At 31.0% G+C, this 14,141-nt stretch carries 13 protein-coding genes; 4 read left to right on the top strand and 9 right to left on the bottom strand.

Translation table 11 applies throughout. The annotated features are described in order from the left end of the window. Nucleotides 1–60 precede the first annotated feature (60 nt). On the bottom strand, nt 61–2,844 hold the full coding sequence (uvrA, locus tag ACYEKI_RS02530; RefSeq protein WP_459209583.1) for an excinuclease ABC subunit UvrA: 2,784 nt from the start codon (nt 2,842–2,844) through the stop codon (nt 61–63). A 241-nt stretch (nt 2,845–3,085) separates the two neighbouring features. Between uvrA and ACYEKI_RS02525 the strand changes: the two genes are divergently transcribed. Beyond that, nucleotides 3,086–3,670: an RNA polymerase sigma factor gene (locus ACYEKI_RS02525; protein ID WP_459209582.1), complete on the top strand. Its 585-nt coding sequence runs from the start codon at nt 3,086–3,088 to the stop codon at nt 3,668–3,670. Nucleotides 3,671–4,054: 384 nt separating this feature from the next. On the opposite strand, the gene ACYEKI_RS02520 is transcribed toward ACYEKI_RS02525, so the two are convergent. From ACYEKI_RS02520 to ACYEKI_RS02510, 3 genes are all read right to left on the bottom strand, one after another. Continuing rightward, the gene (locus tag ACYEKI_RS02520; RefSeq protein WP_459209581.1) at nt 4,055–4,837 is read right to left on the bottom strand and encodes a type IV pili methyl-accepting chemotaxis transducer N-terminal domain-containing protein; all 783 of its coding nucleotides are present in this window, start codon (nt 4,835–4,837) and stop codon (nt 4,055–4,057) included. Between the two features lie 110 nt (nt 4,838–4,947). Beyond that, nucleotides 4,948–5,721, bottom strand: a complete 774-nt coding sequence (locus tag ACYEKI_RS02515) for a type IV pili methyl-accepting chemotaxis transducer N-terminal domain-containing protein (RefSeq protein WP_459209580.1) — start codon at nt 5,719–5,721, stop codon at nt 4,948–4,950. A gap of 249 nt (nt 5,722–5,970) precedes the next feature. Further along, nucleotides 5,971–6,627, bottom strand: a complete 657-nt coding sequence (locus tag ACYEKI_RS02510; protein ID WP_459209579.1) for an endonuclease III domain-containing protein — start codon at nt 6,625–6,627, stop codon at nt 5,971–5,973. 82 nt (nt 6,628–6,709) lie between these two features. Here ACYEKI_RS02510 and bcp point away from each other — a divergent pair, with 82 nt between their 5' ends. After that, complete coding sequence (bcp, locus tag ACYEKI_RS02505) at nt 6,710–7,159, top strand: thioredoxin-dependent thiol peroxidase (RefSeq protein WP_459209578.1); 450 nt, start codon at nt 6,710–6,712, stop codon at nt 7,157–7,159. A gap of 65 nt (nt 7,160–7,224) precedes the next feature. Here the strand turns inward: bcp and ACYEKI_RS02500 are convergent, their stop codons facing one another. Further along, nucleotides 7,225–8,676, bottom strand: coding sequence for a TonB-dependent receptor (locus tag ACYEKI_RS02500; protein WP_459209577.1), 1,452 nt, complete (start codon nt 8,674–8,676; stop codon nt 7,225–7,227). Nucleotides 8,677–8,856: 180 nt separating this feature from the next. Here ACYEKI_RS02500 and ACYEKI_RS02495 point away from each other — a divergent pair, with 180 nt between their 5' ends. Both ACYEKI_RS02495 and ACYEKI_RS02490 read left to right on the top strand, forming a co-directional pair. Further along, the gene (locus ACYEKI_RS02495; protein ID WP_459209576.1) at nt 8,857–9,618 is read left to right on the top strand and encodes an MBL fold metallo-hydrolase; all 762 of its coding nucleotides are present in this window, start codon (nt 8,857–8,859) and stop codon (nt 9,616–9,618) included. A 15-nt stretch (nt 9,619–9,633) separates the two neighbouring features. Beyond that, nucleotides 9,634–10,131, top strand: a complete 498-nt coding sequence (locus tag ACYEKI_RS02490) for a hypothetical protein (RefSeq protein ID WP_459209575.1) — start codon at nt 9,634–9,636, stop codon at nt 10,129–10,131. 64 nt (nt 10,132–10,195) lie between these two features. Here ACYEKI_RS02490 and ACYEKI_RS02485 read toward each other — a convergent pair whose 3' ends face one another. From ACYEKI_RS02485 to ACYEKI_RS02470, 4 genes are all read right to left on the bottom strand, one after another. After that, nucleotides 10,196–10,801, bottom strand: a complete 606-nt coding sequence (locus ACYEKI_RS02485) for a carboxymuconolactone decarboxylase family protein (protein ID WP_459209574.1) — start codon at nt 10,799–10,801, stop codon at nt 10,196–10,198. Between the two features lie 118 nt (nt 10,802–10,919). Next, the gene (locus ACYEKI_RS02480; RefSeq protein WP_459209573.1) at nt 10,920–11,819 is read right to left on the bottom strand and encodes an AraC family transcriptional regulator; all 900 of its coding nucleotides are present in this window, start codon (nt 11,817–11,819) and stop codon (nt 10,920–10,922) included. 85 nt (nt 11,820–11,904) lie between these two features. Beyond that, a complete protein-coding gene (locus ACYEKI_RS02475) occupies nt 11,905–13,029 on the bottom strand; it encodes a hypothetical protein (RefSeq protein WP_459209572.1) in 1,125 nt (374 codons plus the stop codon). Nucleotides 13,030–13,219: 190 nt separating this feature from the next. After that, on the bottom strand, nt 13,220–14,032 hold the full coding sequence (locus ACYEKI_RS02470; protein WP_459209571.1) for a glycosyltransferase: 813 nt from the start codon (nt 14,030–14,032) through the stop codon (nt 13,220–13,222). Nucleotides 14,033–14,141: the final 109 nt, after the last annotated feature.

The raw sequence follows: 14,141 nt of genomic DNA, 5'->3' as shown, positions 1-14,141 counted from the left end.
AATGCTTACGCCAAAGGATATTATAATTCTGTTAAAAGTAATTTGTATTTTAACGTGATATTATAATTTATCTTTTAAATATTGCGCAGTATATGAAGTTTCAATTTTTGTAACCTCTTCGGGAGTTCCAAAAGCAACTATGTTACCACCGTTATTACCACCTTCTGGACCTAAATCAATAATATAATCGGCACATTTAATCAAATCAAGATTATGCTCAATAACAATAATCGAATGTCCTTTTGCAATCAATTCATTAAACGAAATAAGCAGTTTTTGAATATCATGAAAATGAAGCCCTGTTGTAGGTTCGTCAAAAATAAATAAAGCTTTTTCTTTGGTATTTCCTTTGACTAAGAATGAAGCTAGTTTAATACGTTGTGCTTCACCACCAGAAAGGGTAGAAGAACTCTGACCCAATTGTACATAACCTAATCCTACATCTTGTAATGGTTGAAGCTTTTTGATAATCTTAGTTTGTTTATGTGTACTAAAGAAATCAATAGCATCATCAATGGTTAAACAAAGAATGTCATCGATATTTTTACCTTCAAAAGTAACTTCTAAGACATCTTTTTTAAATCGTTTACCACCACAAGTTTCACATTCTAGATGAACATCTGCCATGAATTGCATTTCGATAGTAACTTCACCTTCTCCTTTACAAGTTTCGCAACGCCCACCATCAACATTAAAAGAAAAATGCTTGGCTTTATAATTGCGAATCGAGGACAGTTTTTGTGATGCTAATAGATTACGAATATCATCATAAGCTTTGATATAAGTAACAGGGTTAGAGCGAGAAGAGCGACCTATAGGATTTTGATCAACAAATTCTACATGTTTGATATTACTATAATTACCTTTAATTGCAGTAAATTCACCTGCTTTCTCTCCGTAACCGCCTATTTCTTTTTGAATAGCTGGATAGACTATTTTTTTGATTAAAGTACTTTTTCCACTTCCAGATACTCCAGTAATAGCGGTAAAAACTCCTAGAGGCAAAGTAACATCGATATTTTTAAGGTTATTTTCTCTAGCACCTTCAATATCGATATGGTATTTAAATTTACGTCTGGTTTCAGGGACTTCAATACGTAATTCTTCGTTAAGATATTTGGCAGTTAAAGAATCTGCACAAATGATTTTGTCAAACGAACCTGTAGCAACTACATGACCACCATAAGTTCCTGCTTCTGGACCTATATCAATAATCTCGTCGGCAGCTTTCATAATGTCTTCGTCATGTTCTACAACGATAACAGTATTACCTAAATCTCTTAGCGAGAGGAGTACTTTAATAAGTTTTTCGGTGTCTTTTGGATGTAAACCTATACTAGGTTCATCAAGAATATACATAGAACCTACAAGACTACTACCCAAAGAAGTGGCTAAGTTGATACGTTGAGATTCACCACCAGATAAGGTATTAGATTTTCTATTTAAGGTTAAATATTGTAAACCTACATTACGTAAAAATTCTAAGCGAGAATTGATTTCTTTTAATAAGCGTTTGGCGATTTGAGCATCATAATCGTTTAATTCAAGGTTTTTGAAAAACACTACCAATTCGCTTAACGGACTCTCCACTAGATCAGATAATGTTGTTCCGCCTACTTTAACATAATTTGCTTCAGGACGTAAACGTTTCCCTTTACAACTAGTACATTTAGTCTTACCGCGGTAACGAGAAAGCATTACGCGATTTTGAATCTTATACGCTTTAGCTTCAAGCTCTTCAAAGAACGGATTAATTCCTTCAAACAAATCATTTCCTTCCCATAATAGAGCTTTGTCCTTTTCAGTTAATTCGAAATAGGGTTTATGTATAGGGAAATCAAATTTATAAGCATGTTTAACGAGTTGATCTTTGTACCAACTCATGCTTTCACCTTTCCATGGCGCAACAGCACCATCATAAATACTCAATGCTGTATTAGGAATAACTAAATCTTCATCAATACCAATAACATCACCATAACCTTCGCATGTAGGGCATGCTCCATAAGGATTATTAAAACTAAAAAGGTGAGTATTAGGCTCAAGAAATGTCATTCCGTCTAACTCAAATTTATTACTGAATTGACGTAATGCTCCATCACTAAGTGATTCGATAAAGCAAGTGCCTTTACCTTCATAAAAAGCAGTACTTGTCGCATCAGCAAGACGATTGAAAAAATCTTCGTCATCATGTTTAACAATACGATCTACAACAAGGTAAACAGTGTCTTTTTCTGCGATAGTATAAGTATCGTCAATTCTGAATACAGTATCGTTTATTTTGATACGTGCATATCCTTGTTGTTGTAATACTTTAAGTTTTTCTTCTATAGTTCGACCTTCTTCGATGATAATAGGAGCGAGAAGGAGTAGTTTTGTTCTCTCTTCAAAGGTTTTGATATATTCGATGACATCAGTAACAGTATCTTTTTTTACTTCTTGATTAGAAATAGGAGAGTACGTTTTTCCTATTCTAGCATAAAGTAATTTTAGATAATCATAAATTTCTGTCGTAGTACCTACTGTAGACCTAGGATTGGTCGAATTTACTTTTTGTTCTATAGCAATTGCAGGAGCGATACCTTTTATATAATCAACTTTAGGTTTGTTTAAACGACCTAAGAATTGACGAGCATATGAGGATAGACTTTCTACATATCTACGCTGTCCTTCTGCATATAATGTATCAAATGCCAAACTGGATTTTCCTGATCCAGATAGTCCTGTGATCACCACAAGTTTATTACGAGGAATAACTACATCAATATTTTTTAAGTTATGAAGTTTAGCTCCTTTAATAAGAATATTTTCTTTGGGATCTACAGTCGCTATATCTTTAATCATCTATATAAAATTAACCTAAGAGGGGCAAAGATAACTAATCAAAAGGAGTATAGAAAAGCATATTTAAAGAGAAGCTACGTTAAAAAAATTAACAAAAAACATTTGATTTCTCAATATAGTTTTTATCTTAGCAACTGATTAACACATTTTAAAACTACAACTGCCTATAGCATATTATTACTTTTTAAAACGTATTTGAGTAACCCAAGTCTACAATTGTTAGCTTATAAAAAGTAATAGTATGAAGTACACAAATCTTTCTGATGCAGTACTAGTAAGTAACTACATTAAAGGTCAAGAAAATGCTTTGGCCATCTTAATCGAAAGGCACAAACAACGTATTTACAGTTTTATTTATTCTAAGGTTTTTGATCGCGATATCTCTGAAGATATTTTTCAAGATACATTTATTAAAGTGATCAACACATTAAAAAAAGGAAGATATAACGAAGAAGGTAAGTTTCTACCATGGGTAATGCGTATCGCTCATAATTTAATCATAGATCATTTTAGGAAGGATAACCGTATGCCTAAGTTTGAAGATAACGGTGAGTTCAGTATTTTTTCTATTATAAGTGATGGAAGTCTTAATGCAGAAAAGCGTTTGATCAAAGACCAAGTTGAAGATGATGTAAGAAAATTGATTAAGGAATTACCTGATGATCAAAAAGAAGTGTTGATGATGCGTATGTATAAGGACATGAGCTTTAAGGAAATTTCAGAAAAAACAGGAGTAAGTATTAATACTGCTTTAGGAAGAATGCGTTATGCTTTAATTAACTTACGTAAAGTAATAGAAAAACACAATATAGTTTTAACAGCTTAAATAACAGATTATTTTGTAGTTAGCATACAATATGTGAGATTTTTCTTCGTTATTCATTATAATAAACTGATAAACAACAATATCTTACATATATGACAAACAATTACTTTTTATCTTCTTTTGAGGAGCGCGAACTTGTACCAAAAAAGACAACAATAGACTTTTTATTAAACTATTCAAAAGCATTAAGTGTTATAGACTATAAGCAATTGAAGTTTGAAATACTTTTAAACTAAACTTTGAAAATGAGACTGCTAGAAATAGCAGTCTTTTTTATTAGTAATAGAACAACGATTGGATTGTATATAATATAAAGAAGGCATCTAAATTACTTTTAGATGCCTTCTTTTATTTAGAAAGTGATTATTTGAAATAATCTATATGTTATTGAGGAGTAGGGATGTGCGTGTATAAAGCTGTAATATCATCCATTTCTCTCATAAAAGAATTTAAAGTAACTCCTACAGTAGCAGGCTTTAAGTTCTCTGATAATTTTAAATTTCTTTTGGCGAAAGCCCAGTTTTGAGAAGCTCTTCTTAATTTAGAAGCGATTTCGTTTGTATTAGTAACTTTTTCACCGATTAAGTTTACTAACCTTTTATCTATAGTTTTGATTGCACCATCAAATTTAATTTTAATTTGATCAGAGGGTAATTCAAGGTAAGATGCTACATAAAATAAACCGATTTGTTGAGATAACATACGCAAAGAACCTGACATATCAACAATTTTACCAACTTTTGATTTATCTCCTGTTGCAGATAGAGCTACTACCTCTTCTGTAGCTTTAAGTAAAAATGCTGAAGAACTTAAAACGCTGTTACATTTTACTTTAGTATAAGCAGTAGAACTTACAGTTTCTCTAAAGTTAAACCAGATACGTTCTACTTTTTCCATTGCAGGGTTCATTTTTTGATCCTTTTCAAAGTAACGCTTTAGGTTATGGTGTGCTTCTTCAAATTGAGCCATACTATTATCAAGTTCTCCTTTGTATTTTTCGATATTAATATCAGCTGCAATCATCAAGAATGATTTTGCAATTCGTTGTGATAACATACGTTGTTTACCAGCATGGTTAATGGCGTCGTTTAAGTTTTTAAACTGTGCAAATGATGTAAATGACGTTGTGATAATAAGTGTAAATGCTAAGAATAAGTTTTTTTTCATAATTGATATAGGGTTAAGTTTTTAATATTTTCGGGCATAAAAAAAATGCTTGCGAATATACTGTTTTTATGATAAATACAAGTATTTATTGTGAAAAAATAACGAGTTTTTTATTTTGGGGATGGTATTTTGGCGTATAATCCAGTTATTTCATCCATTTCCATCATAAAAGTATCTAGTGTAACACCTATAGTTGCTGGTTTTAGGTTTTTTTCAAGTTTTAAACTCTTCTTTACAAAGGACCAATCGATAGATGCTCTTTTTAATTTTGAATTAATTTCTTCTGTATTAACAGTATTAGCACTTTTTAATTCACTAAGTCTCTGATCTAATACTTTGATAGCGTCATCAAAATTACCTTCGATATTTTCTGTAGGTAGTTTTAAGTGAGAAGCTACATAATAGACGCCAATTTTTTGAGATAGCATGCGTAAAGAACCAGATTTATCTACAATTTTTTCGATTTTGGATTTAGAACTATTAGTAAGTGTATTCATTACATTTTGAGTAGCTTCTAATAAAAACGTAGAAAAATTTAAAATACTATTACATTTGATTTTAGTATACACGTGAGAATTAGCAGTTTCTCTGAAATTGAACCAGATACGTTCTACTTTTTCCATCTCAGCATTTACTTTTTCATCGTCGGCAAAGTATTTTTTTAGTTTGTAATGCGTCTCTCCAAACTCAGCCATACTGTGATCTAATTCTTGTTGATATTTATCAATTTGAATATCTGAGGCAATCATTAAAAATGATTTAGCTATACGTTGTGATAACATACGTTGTTTACCAGCATAGTTTATAGCTTCATTCATACTTTTGTATTGTGCATTACTTGCAAATGAGCAAATAACGAATACCATAACTAGTATATTTTTCATATGAAATTAAGTTTAATTTGTTTTATGATTTTAGGTTGAAACAAAAGTATTTGAAAATACCTGTATAAAAACTGATAAAAGTCAGTTTAGGTTTAAAAAGCTTTTTTAAAGAATACTATAATAATGATAATAAGAGTAATAGTTTTGAGGTTAAACCATTGTAATATAGGTGTGTAAAAAAAGCAACTGTTGTTTTTGTGAAACAATAACAGTTGCTAAATACAATATTTTATAAAATAAACTTAAAGTTTATTTTTTAGATTTTAAATAATCATTAATAACAGATTTTCGACCTATTGTTTTAGTAATAATATCTTTGTCAAGATCCCATCCACGTGCAGGAGAATAATCCCTTCCATACCAAATGATCTGTAAATGTAGATCATTCCACAATTTTTTAGGAAATAATCGCTTTGCGTCTTTTTCAGTTTGTGTTACATTTTTACCATTACTAAAACCCCATCGGTACATTAATCTATGGATATGGGTATCTACAGGGAAAGCTGGAATATCAAAAGCCTGAGATAATACTACTCCTGCAGTTTTATGACCTACAGCAGGAAGTTCTTCAAGTGCTTCAAAAGTTTTAGGGACTTTACCATTATGCTTTTCGATTAAAATTTTGGATAAACCATGAATACCTTTAGATTTCATAGGACTAAGGCCAACAGGTTTTATGATTTCGCGTATTTCTTCTACAGATAATTTAATCATATCATAAGGATTATCTGCACGTTCAAATAATAATGGAGTAATTTGATTTACTCTCACATCTGTACTTTGTGCACTCATTAAAACAGCAATTAATAAGGTATAAGGATCTTTGTGATCTAACGGAACTGGAATTTCTGGATAGAGTTCTTGTAGTTTTTGAATTGTAAAATCAACCTTTTCTTGCTTAGTCATTATTTAGTACTTTTGTTGCTAAAATATAAAAAAGATAGTTGCGAATAGGAATAAGTTGGCAACATGAAATCAAAATATAGCTATGACAACATTAAAAGCAGGAGATGCTGCTCCAGATTTTTCGGCATTGGATCAAGACGGAAATACAATTACTTTAAGTGATTTTAAAGGAAAGAAATTAGTGGTTTTCTTTTACCCTAAAGCGAGTACGCCAGGGTGTACTGCGGAAGCATGTAATTTAAGAGATAATTACCAAACGTTTCAAGCACAAGGATATGAGATAATAGGAGTAAGTGCAGATAGTGCAAAACGTCAACAAAATTTTAAAAACAAACAAGAATTGCCTTATCCATTATTAGCAGATGAAGATAAAAAGGTAATTGAAGCTTTTGGTGTTTGGGGGCCTAAGAAATTTATGGGGAGAGAATATGACGGTATTCATAGAACAACCTTTGTTATTGATGAAAACGGTATTATAGTAGATGTAATTACAAAAGTTAAAACTAAAGAGCATGCTGCTCAAATTTTATAAGAATTTGTGCTAAAAAAAAGACTTCTTAAATAGAAGTCTTTTTTTTAGCTTATAATAATAGTTGATTATTCAATGACTTGTTTTTGTGAAGAATAACCAAAAAGATTTTTTTCTTTAATAATATCAGCAATACCATCAGGAAGTAATTCTTCCCATCCAGGTGTACCATCATGAATTTGTTGTAAAACTTCTCTTGAGTATATATTCATGATACTTTCGTCATAATCTAGAATATCTTGAAGCTTACCGTTGTATTTAAAGAACTTGTAAAGTTCTTTCATTCTAGGATGTACTTTAAGGTTATCGCTAGTAGTGAGATCTCCAGTTTCATGATCTTTAAGTGGATACATATATACCTTAAGATCTTTAAAGAATAATTTACCAAAGGCTTCAAGAATACCACCACTTAAATGACGGTAATATTTCTCATCAAATATCTCGATCAAGTTGTTAACTCCCATTGCAAGAGCCATACGAGCTTTGGTATAATTAGAGAAATAATCAACTACACGATAGTATTGTTGGAAATTAGAAATCATTACCGTTTGACCTAGAGAACAAAGCAATTGTGCTCTTGCCATAAAGTCAACTTCATCAATTTCACCTTCGGCACGTAAGTTTGATAAAGTAATTTCAAAAATAACTTCGGTTTTTTCCTTTTCTACTTTATTTTCTTGTAAGAACATATCCAAAGCTTTTTCATAGATATCCATGTTTACTTTGGTTACAGGTCTAAAACTACCTCTAAGAGCTAAGATGTTCTTTTTATATAAAATACGAGCAGGAAGAATGTTATTTCCATCAGGACCAAACATTACGGCTTCTGTCATTCCGTTTTTAACAAGTTCAAGACTCATTAAACGGTTGTCTACATTTTTAAAACGAGGTCCAGAAAAGTTAATAGTATCAATTTCTATTTGATCTTTATCAAGATGATCATATAGATATCTAAGTAACTTTTTAGGATTGTCATATTTATAATAGGCACCATAAATAAGGTTTACTCCTAGAGTACCTAAGGTCATTTGTTGCAACTTCGCATCATTTTCGTGAAAACGAATATGCAATGTAATTTCGTTATAATCTTCATCTGGAGTAGTTTGGTAGCGAATACCAACCCATCCATGGCCTTTATATTTTTTTGCAAAATCAATAGTAGCAACTGTATTAGCATAACTAAAGAACAATTTATTAGGATGTTTGTCTCTAGTAATACGCTCTTCTATAAGTTCTATCTCATAATTAAGCATTTTTTTAAGACGAGCTTCAGTTACATAACGTCTGTCGTCTTCGATACCATAAATAGCATCACTAAAATCTTTGTCATAAGCACTCATTGCTTTGGCAATTGTACCAGAAGCACCTCCTGCTCTAAAAAAATTACGAACGGTTTCTTGTCCGGCGCCAATTTCTGCAAAGGTTCCATATATATTTTCGTTCAAATTTATACGAAGCGCTTTACTTTTTATGGATGGAGCAGATTCAAATTCCTTATCTCCAATTATGGTTATAGGCATAGTAAAAAAGGCTTTTTTTTAATCTATTTACTGTGGGGTAAAGGTAAGCATACTCTAGCGAAAATAAAATTATGTGAGCCGTAAAATTGCATACGGTTTTACAATAAATACGATCTTAGTTGAAGATGAGACTTTCAGCTACAAAAAAATATAAGTACATTTGCTTGTATATATATTTTTATGACGATAACTTTTCTCGGTACTGGTACATCACAAGGAATTCCTGTAATAGGTAGTGACCATCCTGTATGTATGAGTACAGATCCAAGAGATAAGAGATTGAGAGTTTCTGTATTGATTTCTTGGGATGATTATACGTATGTAATTGATTGTGGTCCTGATTTTAGACAACAAATGTTGACCAATCAAGTACGTAAAATTGATGGTATCGTTTTTACTCATGAGCATGCAGATCACACCATGGGATTGGACGACATAAGACCTTTCTTTTTTAAACAAGGGGACATTCCTATCTATGCACATGAACGCGTATTGGATTCTTTGAGAACTAGATTTGCTTATATTTTTAGTTCTGAAAATAAATATCCAGGGGCTCCCAGCGTAGTAGAAAATTTACTAACTGACCAACCATTTACGCTGGGGAATCTGGACGTTATTCCTATTAATGTTTGGCATGGAAAACTTCAAGTCTATGGTTTTAGGTTTAAAGATTTTGCATACCTCACAGATGTTAAAAGTGTAGATGAAACTGAACTAGAAAAATTAAAAGGAGTTAAGGTTTTAGTAGTTAATGCTTTGCGCAAAGAAGAGCATCATTCTCATTTTAATGAAGAAGAAGCGTTAGCTTTTATAGAAAAAATACAACCAGAACGAGCCTATTTAACGCATATCAGTCATTTATATGGTTTTCATGAAGAGATTCAAGCAGAATTACCAGAAAATGTATATATAGCCTACGATAATTTACAAATCAATTTATAAATAAGCACCCCAATTATGAAAGGTAAAATTTTTATGTATCTTTTTGTTTTTGCATTACTGTATATCTTATTTCAGTTTATGAATGCAAAAAAAGCATCAGAAGTTTATGATAAAAAGATAACATCTCTTGAAGAAAAAGTAGAGACACATAAAAAAGAAATAGATTCTTTGATTTCGGCTAATCTTGATTTAACATATTTTTCGTTAGATAGCAATGAAGATGCTGCAGCGTATTTTGAAGATCAAGGATATGAAGCTATAAAATTAGCAAATACCATTAGCGATCAAATTTTAAGTTATAACAAAGCTGGAGAAGATAATGCGATTGTTCCTTTTGTAGGTATGGAAGGAAAAATGCATATAAATAAAGTACGTTTATTAAATCATAAATGGATTATTGCCGATTTTACAGATGGTACGTATTGGGGAGAATTGTTTATCGTTTATGATGTTAAAAAAGATGGAACTGTTGATTTTGAAGTTGTAAAATCATTTTTATATCCTAAAAATTAGAGTAAAACAATACTATAAATAGAAGCCCCAATTGTGATAAAACAATTGGGGCTTTGTATTTTTGTTAAGAATGACTCCAATTTTCTGCATCAGTACTATCATTAGGCGAAAGTCCTAAAATATCTCCTGCTGTATCAACCCCCAAACCTACTACTGTGCGATTGACATAATTAAAATAGCTTACCAATTGATTTACTTCTAGAATCTCACCATCATCAAAACCTTTAATTCTTAAATCTTGAATAGTTTCTTCTGTAATTGTTGTATGAGATAGCGTAAGCTGCTTTGCATAATGTAATCCAGCTAATAATCTGCCTTCAAAAACAGTATCAAAATTATCATTTTGAATACAGGTAACGAATTGCTCATAACGACGATCATCGTTTAATAAACGTTTAAGTCCTGCCGAATGATGCTGTACACAATAATCACATTGATTAAGAGTACTAACATATGTTCCTAAGGTTTCTAAATACCATTTAGGTAATGTATTATTAGCATTATGCAGTACGTTTTTATATAAACTCATATGACCTACAAGTGTATGAGGGCGTAAACTATGTATAGAAAGTACATTGTCAATAGTATTATTAGGGCCCTTTACACGGTCGTATATTTTTTTTAATTGCCCAGTGGCTTCATCATATGAAATTTCTTTTATCCAGCTCATTTTTATATCATTTAAGAGCTAAATATACTTAAATTAAAGCTATTTCATATGATTTATACAAGTTGTAAAATTGAGACCGAAAATGAATATAACAGTTTTGAAAATTAAATAAACTGTATTATGAAGTCAGTATGGGAATGTGTAAATCAACAATACATTTTTTTTCTGGATGTTGATTGAAATCGTTATGATATATCTCAAAACATTTATTGCCAGAAGGTTTATATCCATGCTCCGTAGCCCATACAAATGCATCTTTCCATGCTTGTGTAAATTGAGAAGGAGGTATGACTAACGAGATAATAAGATAAGTATCTTGTTGGATTGTTAAACTATCTATAATACCATTTGCTTTGATAGGTTGAGTAGTGATTAAAGAAACACTGTGCCTAACTTTTGAAGGATCGGTGATTTTATAGCTATCATGATAAACCATACCCATTTTAAAATCTGGAGAAGTGATATGCCCTTCGGATTTCCCCCATTCAATAAGTTTGTAGAAAGATTGTTGTAGTGGTTCAGATTTTCCTATGTGTGTAATACTAGCCATATGGATAGTATCCAAAACTTTAATTTGAGTTTCCATTTTTGTTTGTGAATTAATTATTGATGCACAAATGTATGGCTCGATAAAAGAAATAGCTTGTCCATTCTTGCGAACTAACTGAGCTAAATTACTAGGTGCTTTGGTTCTAAAATGTAATGGAGCAATACCATAAAACTTTTTAAATGCTTTTGAAAATGAGGCTATAGATTCAAAATTAAAACGCAAGGCTATTTCTGCAATAGGAATTTCTTTTCTACGCATTAAGGTAGCAGCAGCTTTTTCAATACGTTTTCGTTTAATATAAGTATATAAAGATTCATTAACAATTGCTTTAAAAAGCTTGTGAAAATGATATGGAGAATAATAGGTTTGACTCGCTACTTTTGTTAATGATAAATCTTCTTCGAGATGAGTATCAATATAATGTAAAGCACGATTAATGTTTTGTTGGTGAGCATTGGATGTAATCATATGACCAAAATACGATTTAATAAAAAAGAAGCCAACCTATAAAGATTGACTTCTAGCAACATTCAATGTACAAATTAGATGAGTGTTATTGAAATTTGATTAGCCTTTCGATATCTATAATAGGTTGGTCTATACGAATATGATCGATAGAAAGTTCTTTTAAAATATCTAAATCATCGCATACCCAGCATGGATCATCAGGGATTTCATAGATAAGATCAGGTATAATTTCTTTCCACTCTATGAAATCACATTTCCATTTACAACCAGCAGATAATTTTGGAAAACAATTAAAAGTTAGCCAACAGTTACAAGATCCTATATTAGGAAAAGTACCAGAGAATCTATAACCGCACATTAATTCATATCTCCAATCGATAATGATACCAGGAACTTCTTTAAAAATCTCAGGTCGATCCAAATTTTTTGTAAAGATTAAAGAAGCTATTTGTATAGGTTCTCCATCATGAGTTACTTGATTTCCAAAAATCATGATTTGATCTTTTTTAATGTTTTCTTGTAACCAATTAAGGTCTTTTTCTTCAAAGTTTAATTTACCTAGGTCAAAGTGTTTAAAAAACCATTCGTTTGATCGTCTTGATGGTAAAGTAAGATCTTTAAGATCATTGTTTGGTGAGATAAAATCTTGAATGTAATTATAGTTTGATCTAATTATTTCTTCTAAATTAAGGTAGTAATCAGGTACCAAATAAGGATTACAAAGAGCGATTTTACAATTTAGACCACCTTCGTTTCCACAATTTCCGTAGCCATCACAGCCACCATAATTATCAAAAATATCTAAGAAATGATCAGGATCAAATCCTAATTCGATAACGAGTTCTTTTGTGAGTTTTTCTGATACATCAGGAAAGTGTTTTTCTAATAAGCTAAATTGAATGTTTGTTAAACCTTTTTTTGTAAAACGTACGCTGTTTAAAAAGTCAATAAGGATCTTTTGATCTTTATAAAGATACTCATGTAATAATTCATTTTTCTTGATTTTAATAAGTAGCTCTTCATGGCTATTGACAAGTTGATCTGGATTCTTTGCTAATAAAGAATGATACTCGTCGATTGATTTAACGAGTGTAGAAGGAAGTGTTTCTGCATTAGAAACAATTTCTACGTGATCTTTAGTACAACTAATAAAACAAAAAATAAGTCCTAATAAAAACAAAGGATAACTGATGGTTAATTTGTTTTTCATGATTAAAAAATTGATTTGTAAGTGATTAAAAATTTTGTGTAAAATTATAAGGAGGAGTTGAAATATGACAGAGGAAAACAACGGAGAATAAACAGGTAAAACTCCCTTTTTTATTATGGTTAAATATTACAAATGACAAAAGCAGAGAACCTTCTCTGCTTTTTCTAGATTATGGGGTAAACGTTACAAATCAGGCCATACTTGGGGTATCATATATTGTAATGTTAAGTTCTGGGGTTGTATTTTGAAGTTTAATGTTTACTTGATCAAGTATGATATACTGAAACCAAATAGAACACAAACGCATAGGGATTTCGAGAGCATCTTTTATACCTAGTTTTGAATCTTCTACATGAATCCATCTTTTAAGAGGTTGTTCAAAAATACTTCTCATAGTAGCTTTTCTGCCATAATGCCTTTTTAATCGTATAAACATTTCTACATCAAATAACCATCTGCTTAGAAATTTTCTTTTAAAAAGAATGGGGACTAAATGAGTACGATAAACTTTTGCTCCACATTGGGTGTCATATATAGGTAATAGAATAATACATCTTACTAATAGATTTATAATTTTGGAAATGATAGCTCTAGAAGAATCTTTTTTGATGGACTTTGTCCCAGATTTAGCCCTTGAACCAAAAACCATGTCTAAGTTTTTTTTTGAATCTAAGGTTTTTGTTAAGTCATCAAAATCATCAAAATCAGTAGATAAGTCAGCGTCTATATATCCTATATATTCGATATCACCTCTACTATATAAATATCTAGAACCTGCTCTTACAGCAGCAGCTTTACCTCTGTTTTTTTTGATATCAATCACGCTAACCTTATGAGAGAAGCGTTTTTGTAATCCTTTGAGTATATTAATGGTTTGATCTTTACTGCCATCATTAACAAAACATACATAGTAATTGTTATCAAGTTGTAAAAATTTTAAATAAGCATCTATATTCAATCTATCGGCTTCGTTATAACATGGTATGATAATTCCTTTCTTCATAATGCTTTATCATTTTAAGATTACACTCCAAAAATAGGTAGGAGATGGAGGTGGATGTGGGAATTTTCGTCAGTTAGATAAAAACTATCGATGAAAGGAAAAACTCTAT

Origin of the sequence: Aquimarina rhabdastrellae (assembly GCA_947387485.1) — a bacterium.
Taxonomy (GTDB): Bacteria; Bacteroidota; Bacteroidia; order Flavobacteriales; family Flavobacteriaceae; genus Aquimarina.
Note: the sequence above shows the minus strand (reverse complement) of the source record. Positions and strands in the feature narration are given on the sequence as shown.

Coding starts and splice junctions, on each gene's coding strand:
- uvrA (WP_459209583.1), bottom strand. CDS start 2,844: ATGATTAAAGATATAGCGACTGTAGATCCCAAAGAAAATATTCTTATT.
- ACYEKI_RS02525 (WP_459209582.1), top strand. CDS start 3,086: ATGAAGTACACAAATCTTTCTGATGCAGTACTAGTAAGTAACTACATT.
- ACYEKI_RS02520 (WP_459209581.1), bottom strand. CDS start 4,837: ATGAAAAAAAACTTATTCTTAGCATTTACACTTATTATCACAACGTCA.
- ACYEKI_RS02515 (WP_459209580.1), bottom strand. CDS start 5,721: ATGAAAAATATACTAGTTATGGTATTCGTTATTTGCTCATTTGCAAGT.
- ACYEKI_RS02510 (WP_459209579.1), bottom strand. CDS start 6,627: ATGACTAAGCAAGAAAAGGTTGATTTTACAATTCAAAAACTACAAGAA.
- bcp (WP_459209578.1), top strand. CDS start 6,710: ATGACAACATTAAAAGCAGGAGATGCTGCTCCAGATTTTTCGGCATTG.
- ACYEKI_RS02500 (WP_459209577.1), bottom strand. CDS start 8,676: ATGCCTATAACCATAATTGGAGATAAGGAATTTGAATCTGCTCCATCC.
- ACYEKI_RS02495 (WP_459209576.1), top strand. CDS start 8,857: ATGACGATAACTTTTCTCGGTACTGGTACATCACAAGGAATTCCTGTA.
- ACYEKI_RS02490 (WP_459209575.1), top strand. CDS start 9,634: ATGAAAGGTAAAATTTTTATGTATCTTTTTGTTTTTGCATTACTGTAT.
- ACYEKI_RS02485 (WP_459209574.1), bottom strand. CDS start 10,801: ATGAGCTGGATAAAAGAAATTTCATATGATGAAGCCACTGGGCAATTA.
- ACYEKI_RS02480 (WP_459209573.1), bottom strand. CDS start 11,819: ATGATTACATCCAATGCTCACCAACAAAACATTAATCGTGCTTTACAT.
- ACYEKI_RS02475 (WP_459209572.1), bottom strand. CDS start 13,029: ATGAAAAACAAATTAACCATCAGTTATCCTTTGTTTTTATTAGGACTT.
- ACYEKI_RS02470 (WP_459209571.1), bottom strand. CDS start 14,032: ATGAAGAAAGGAATTATCATACCATGTTATAACGAAGCCGATAGATTG.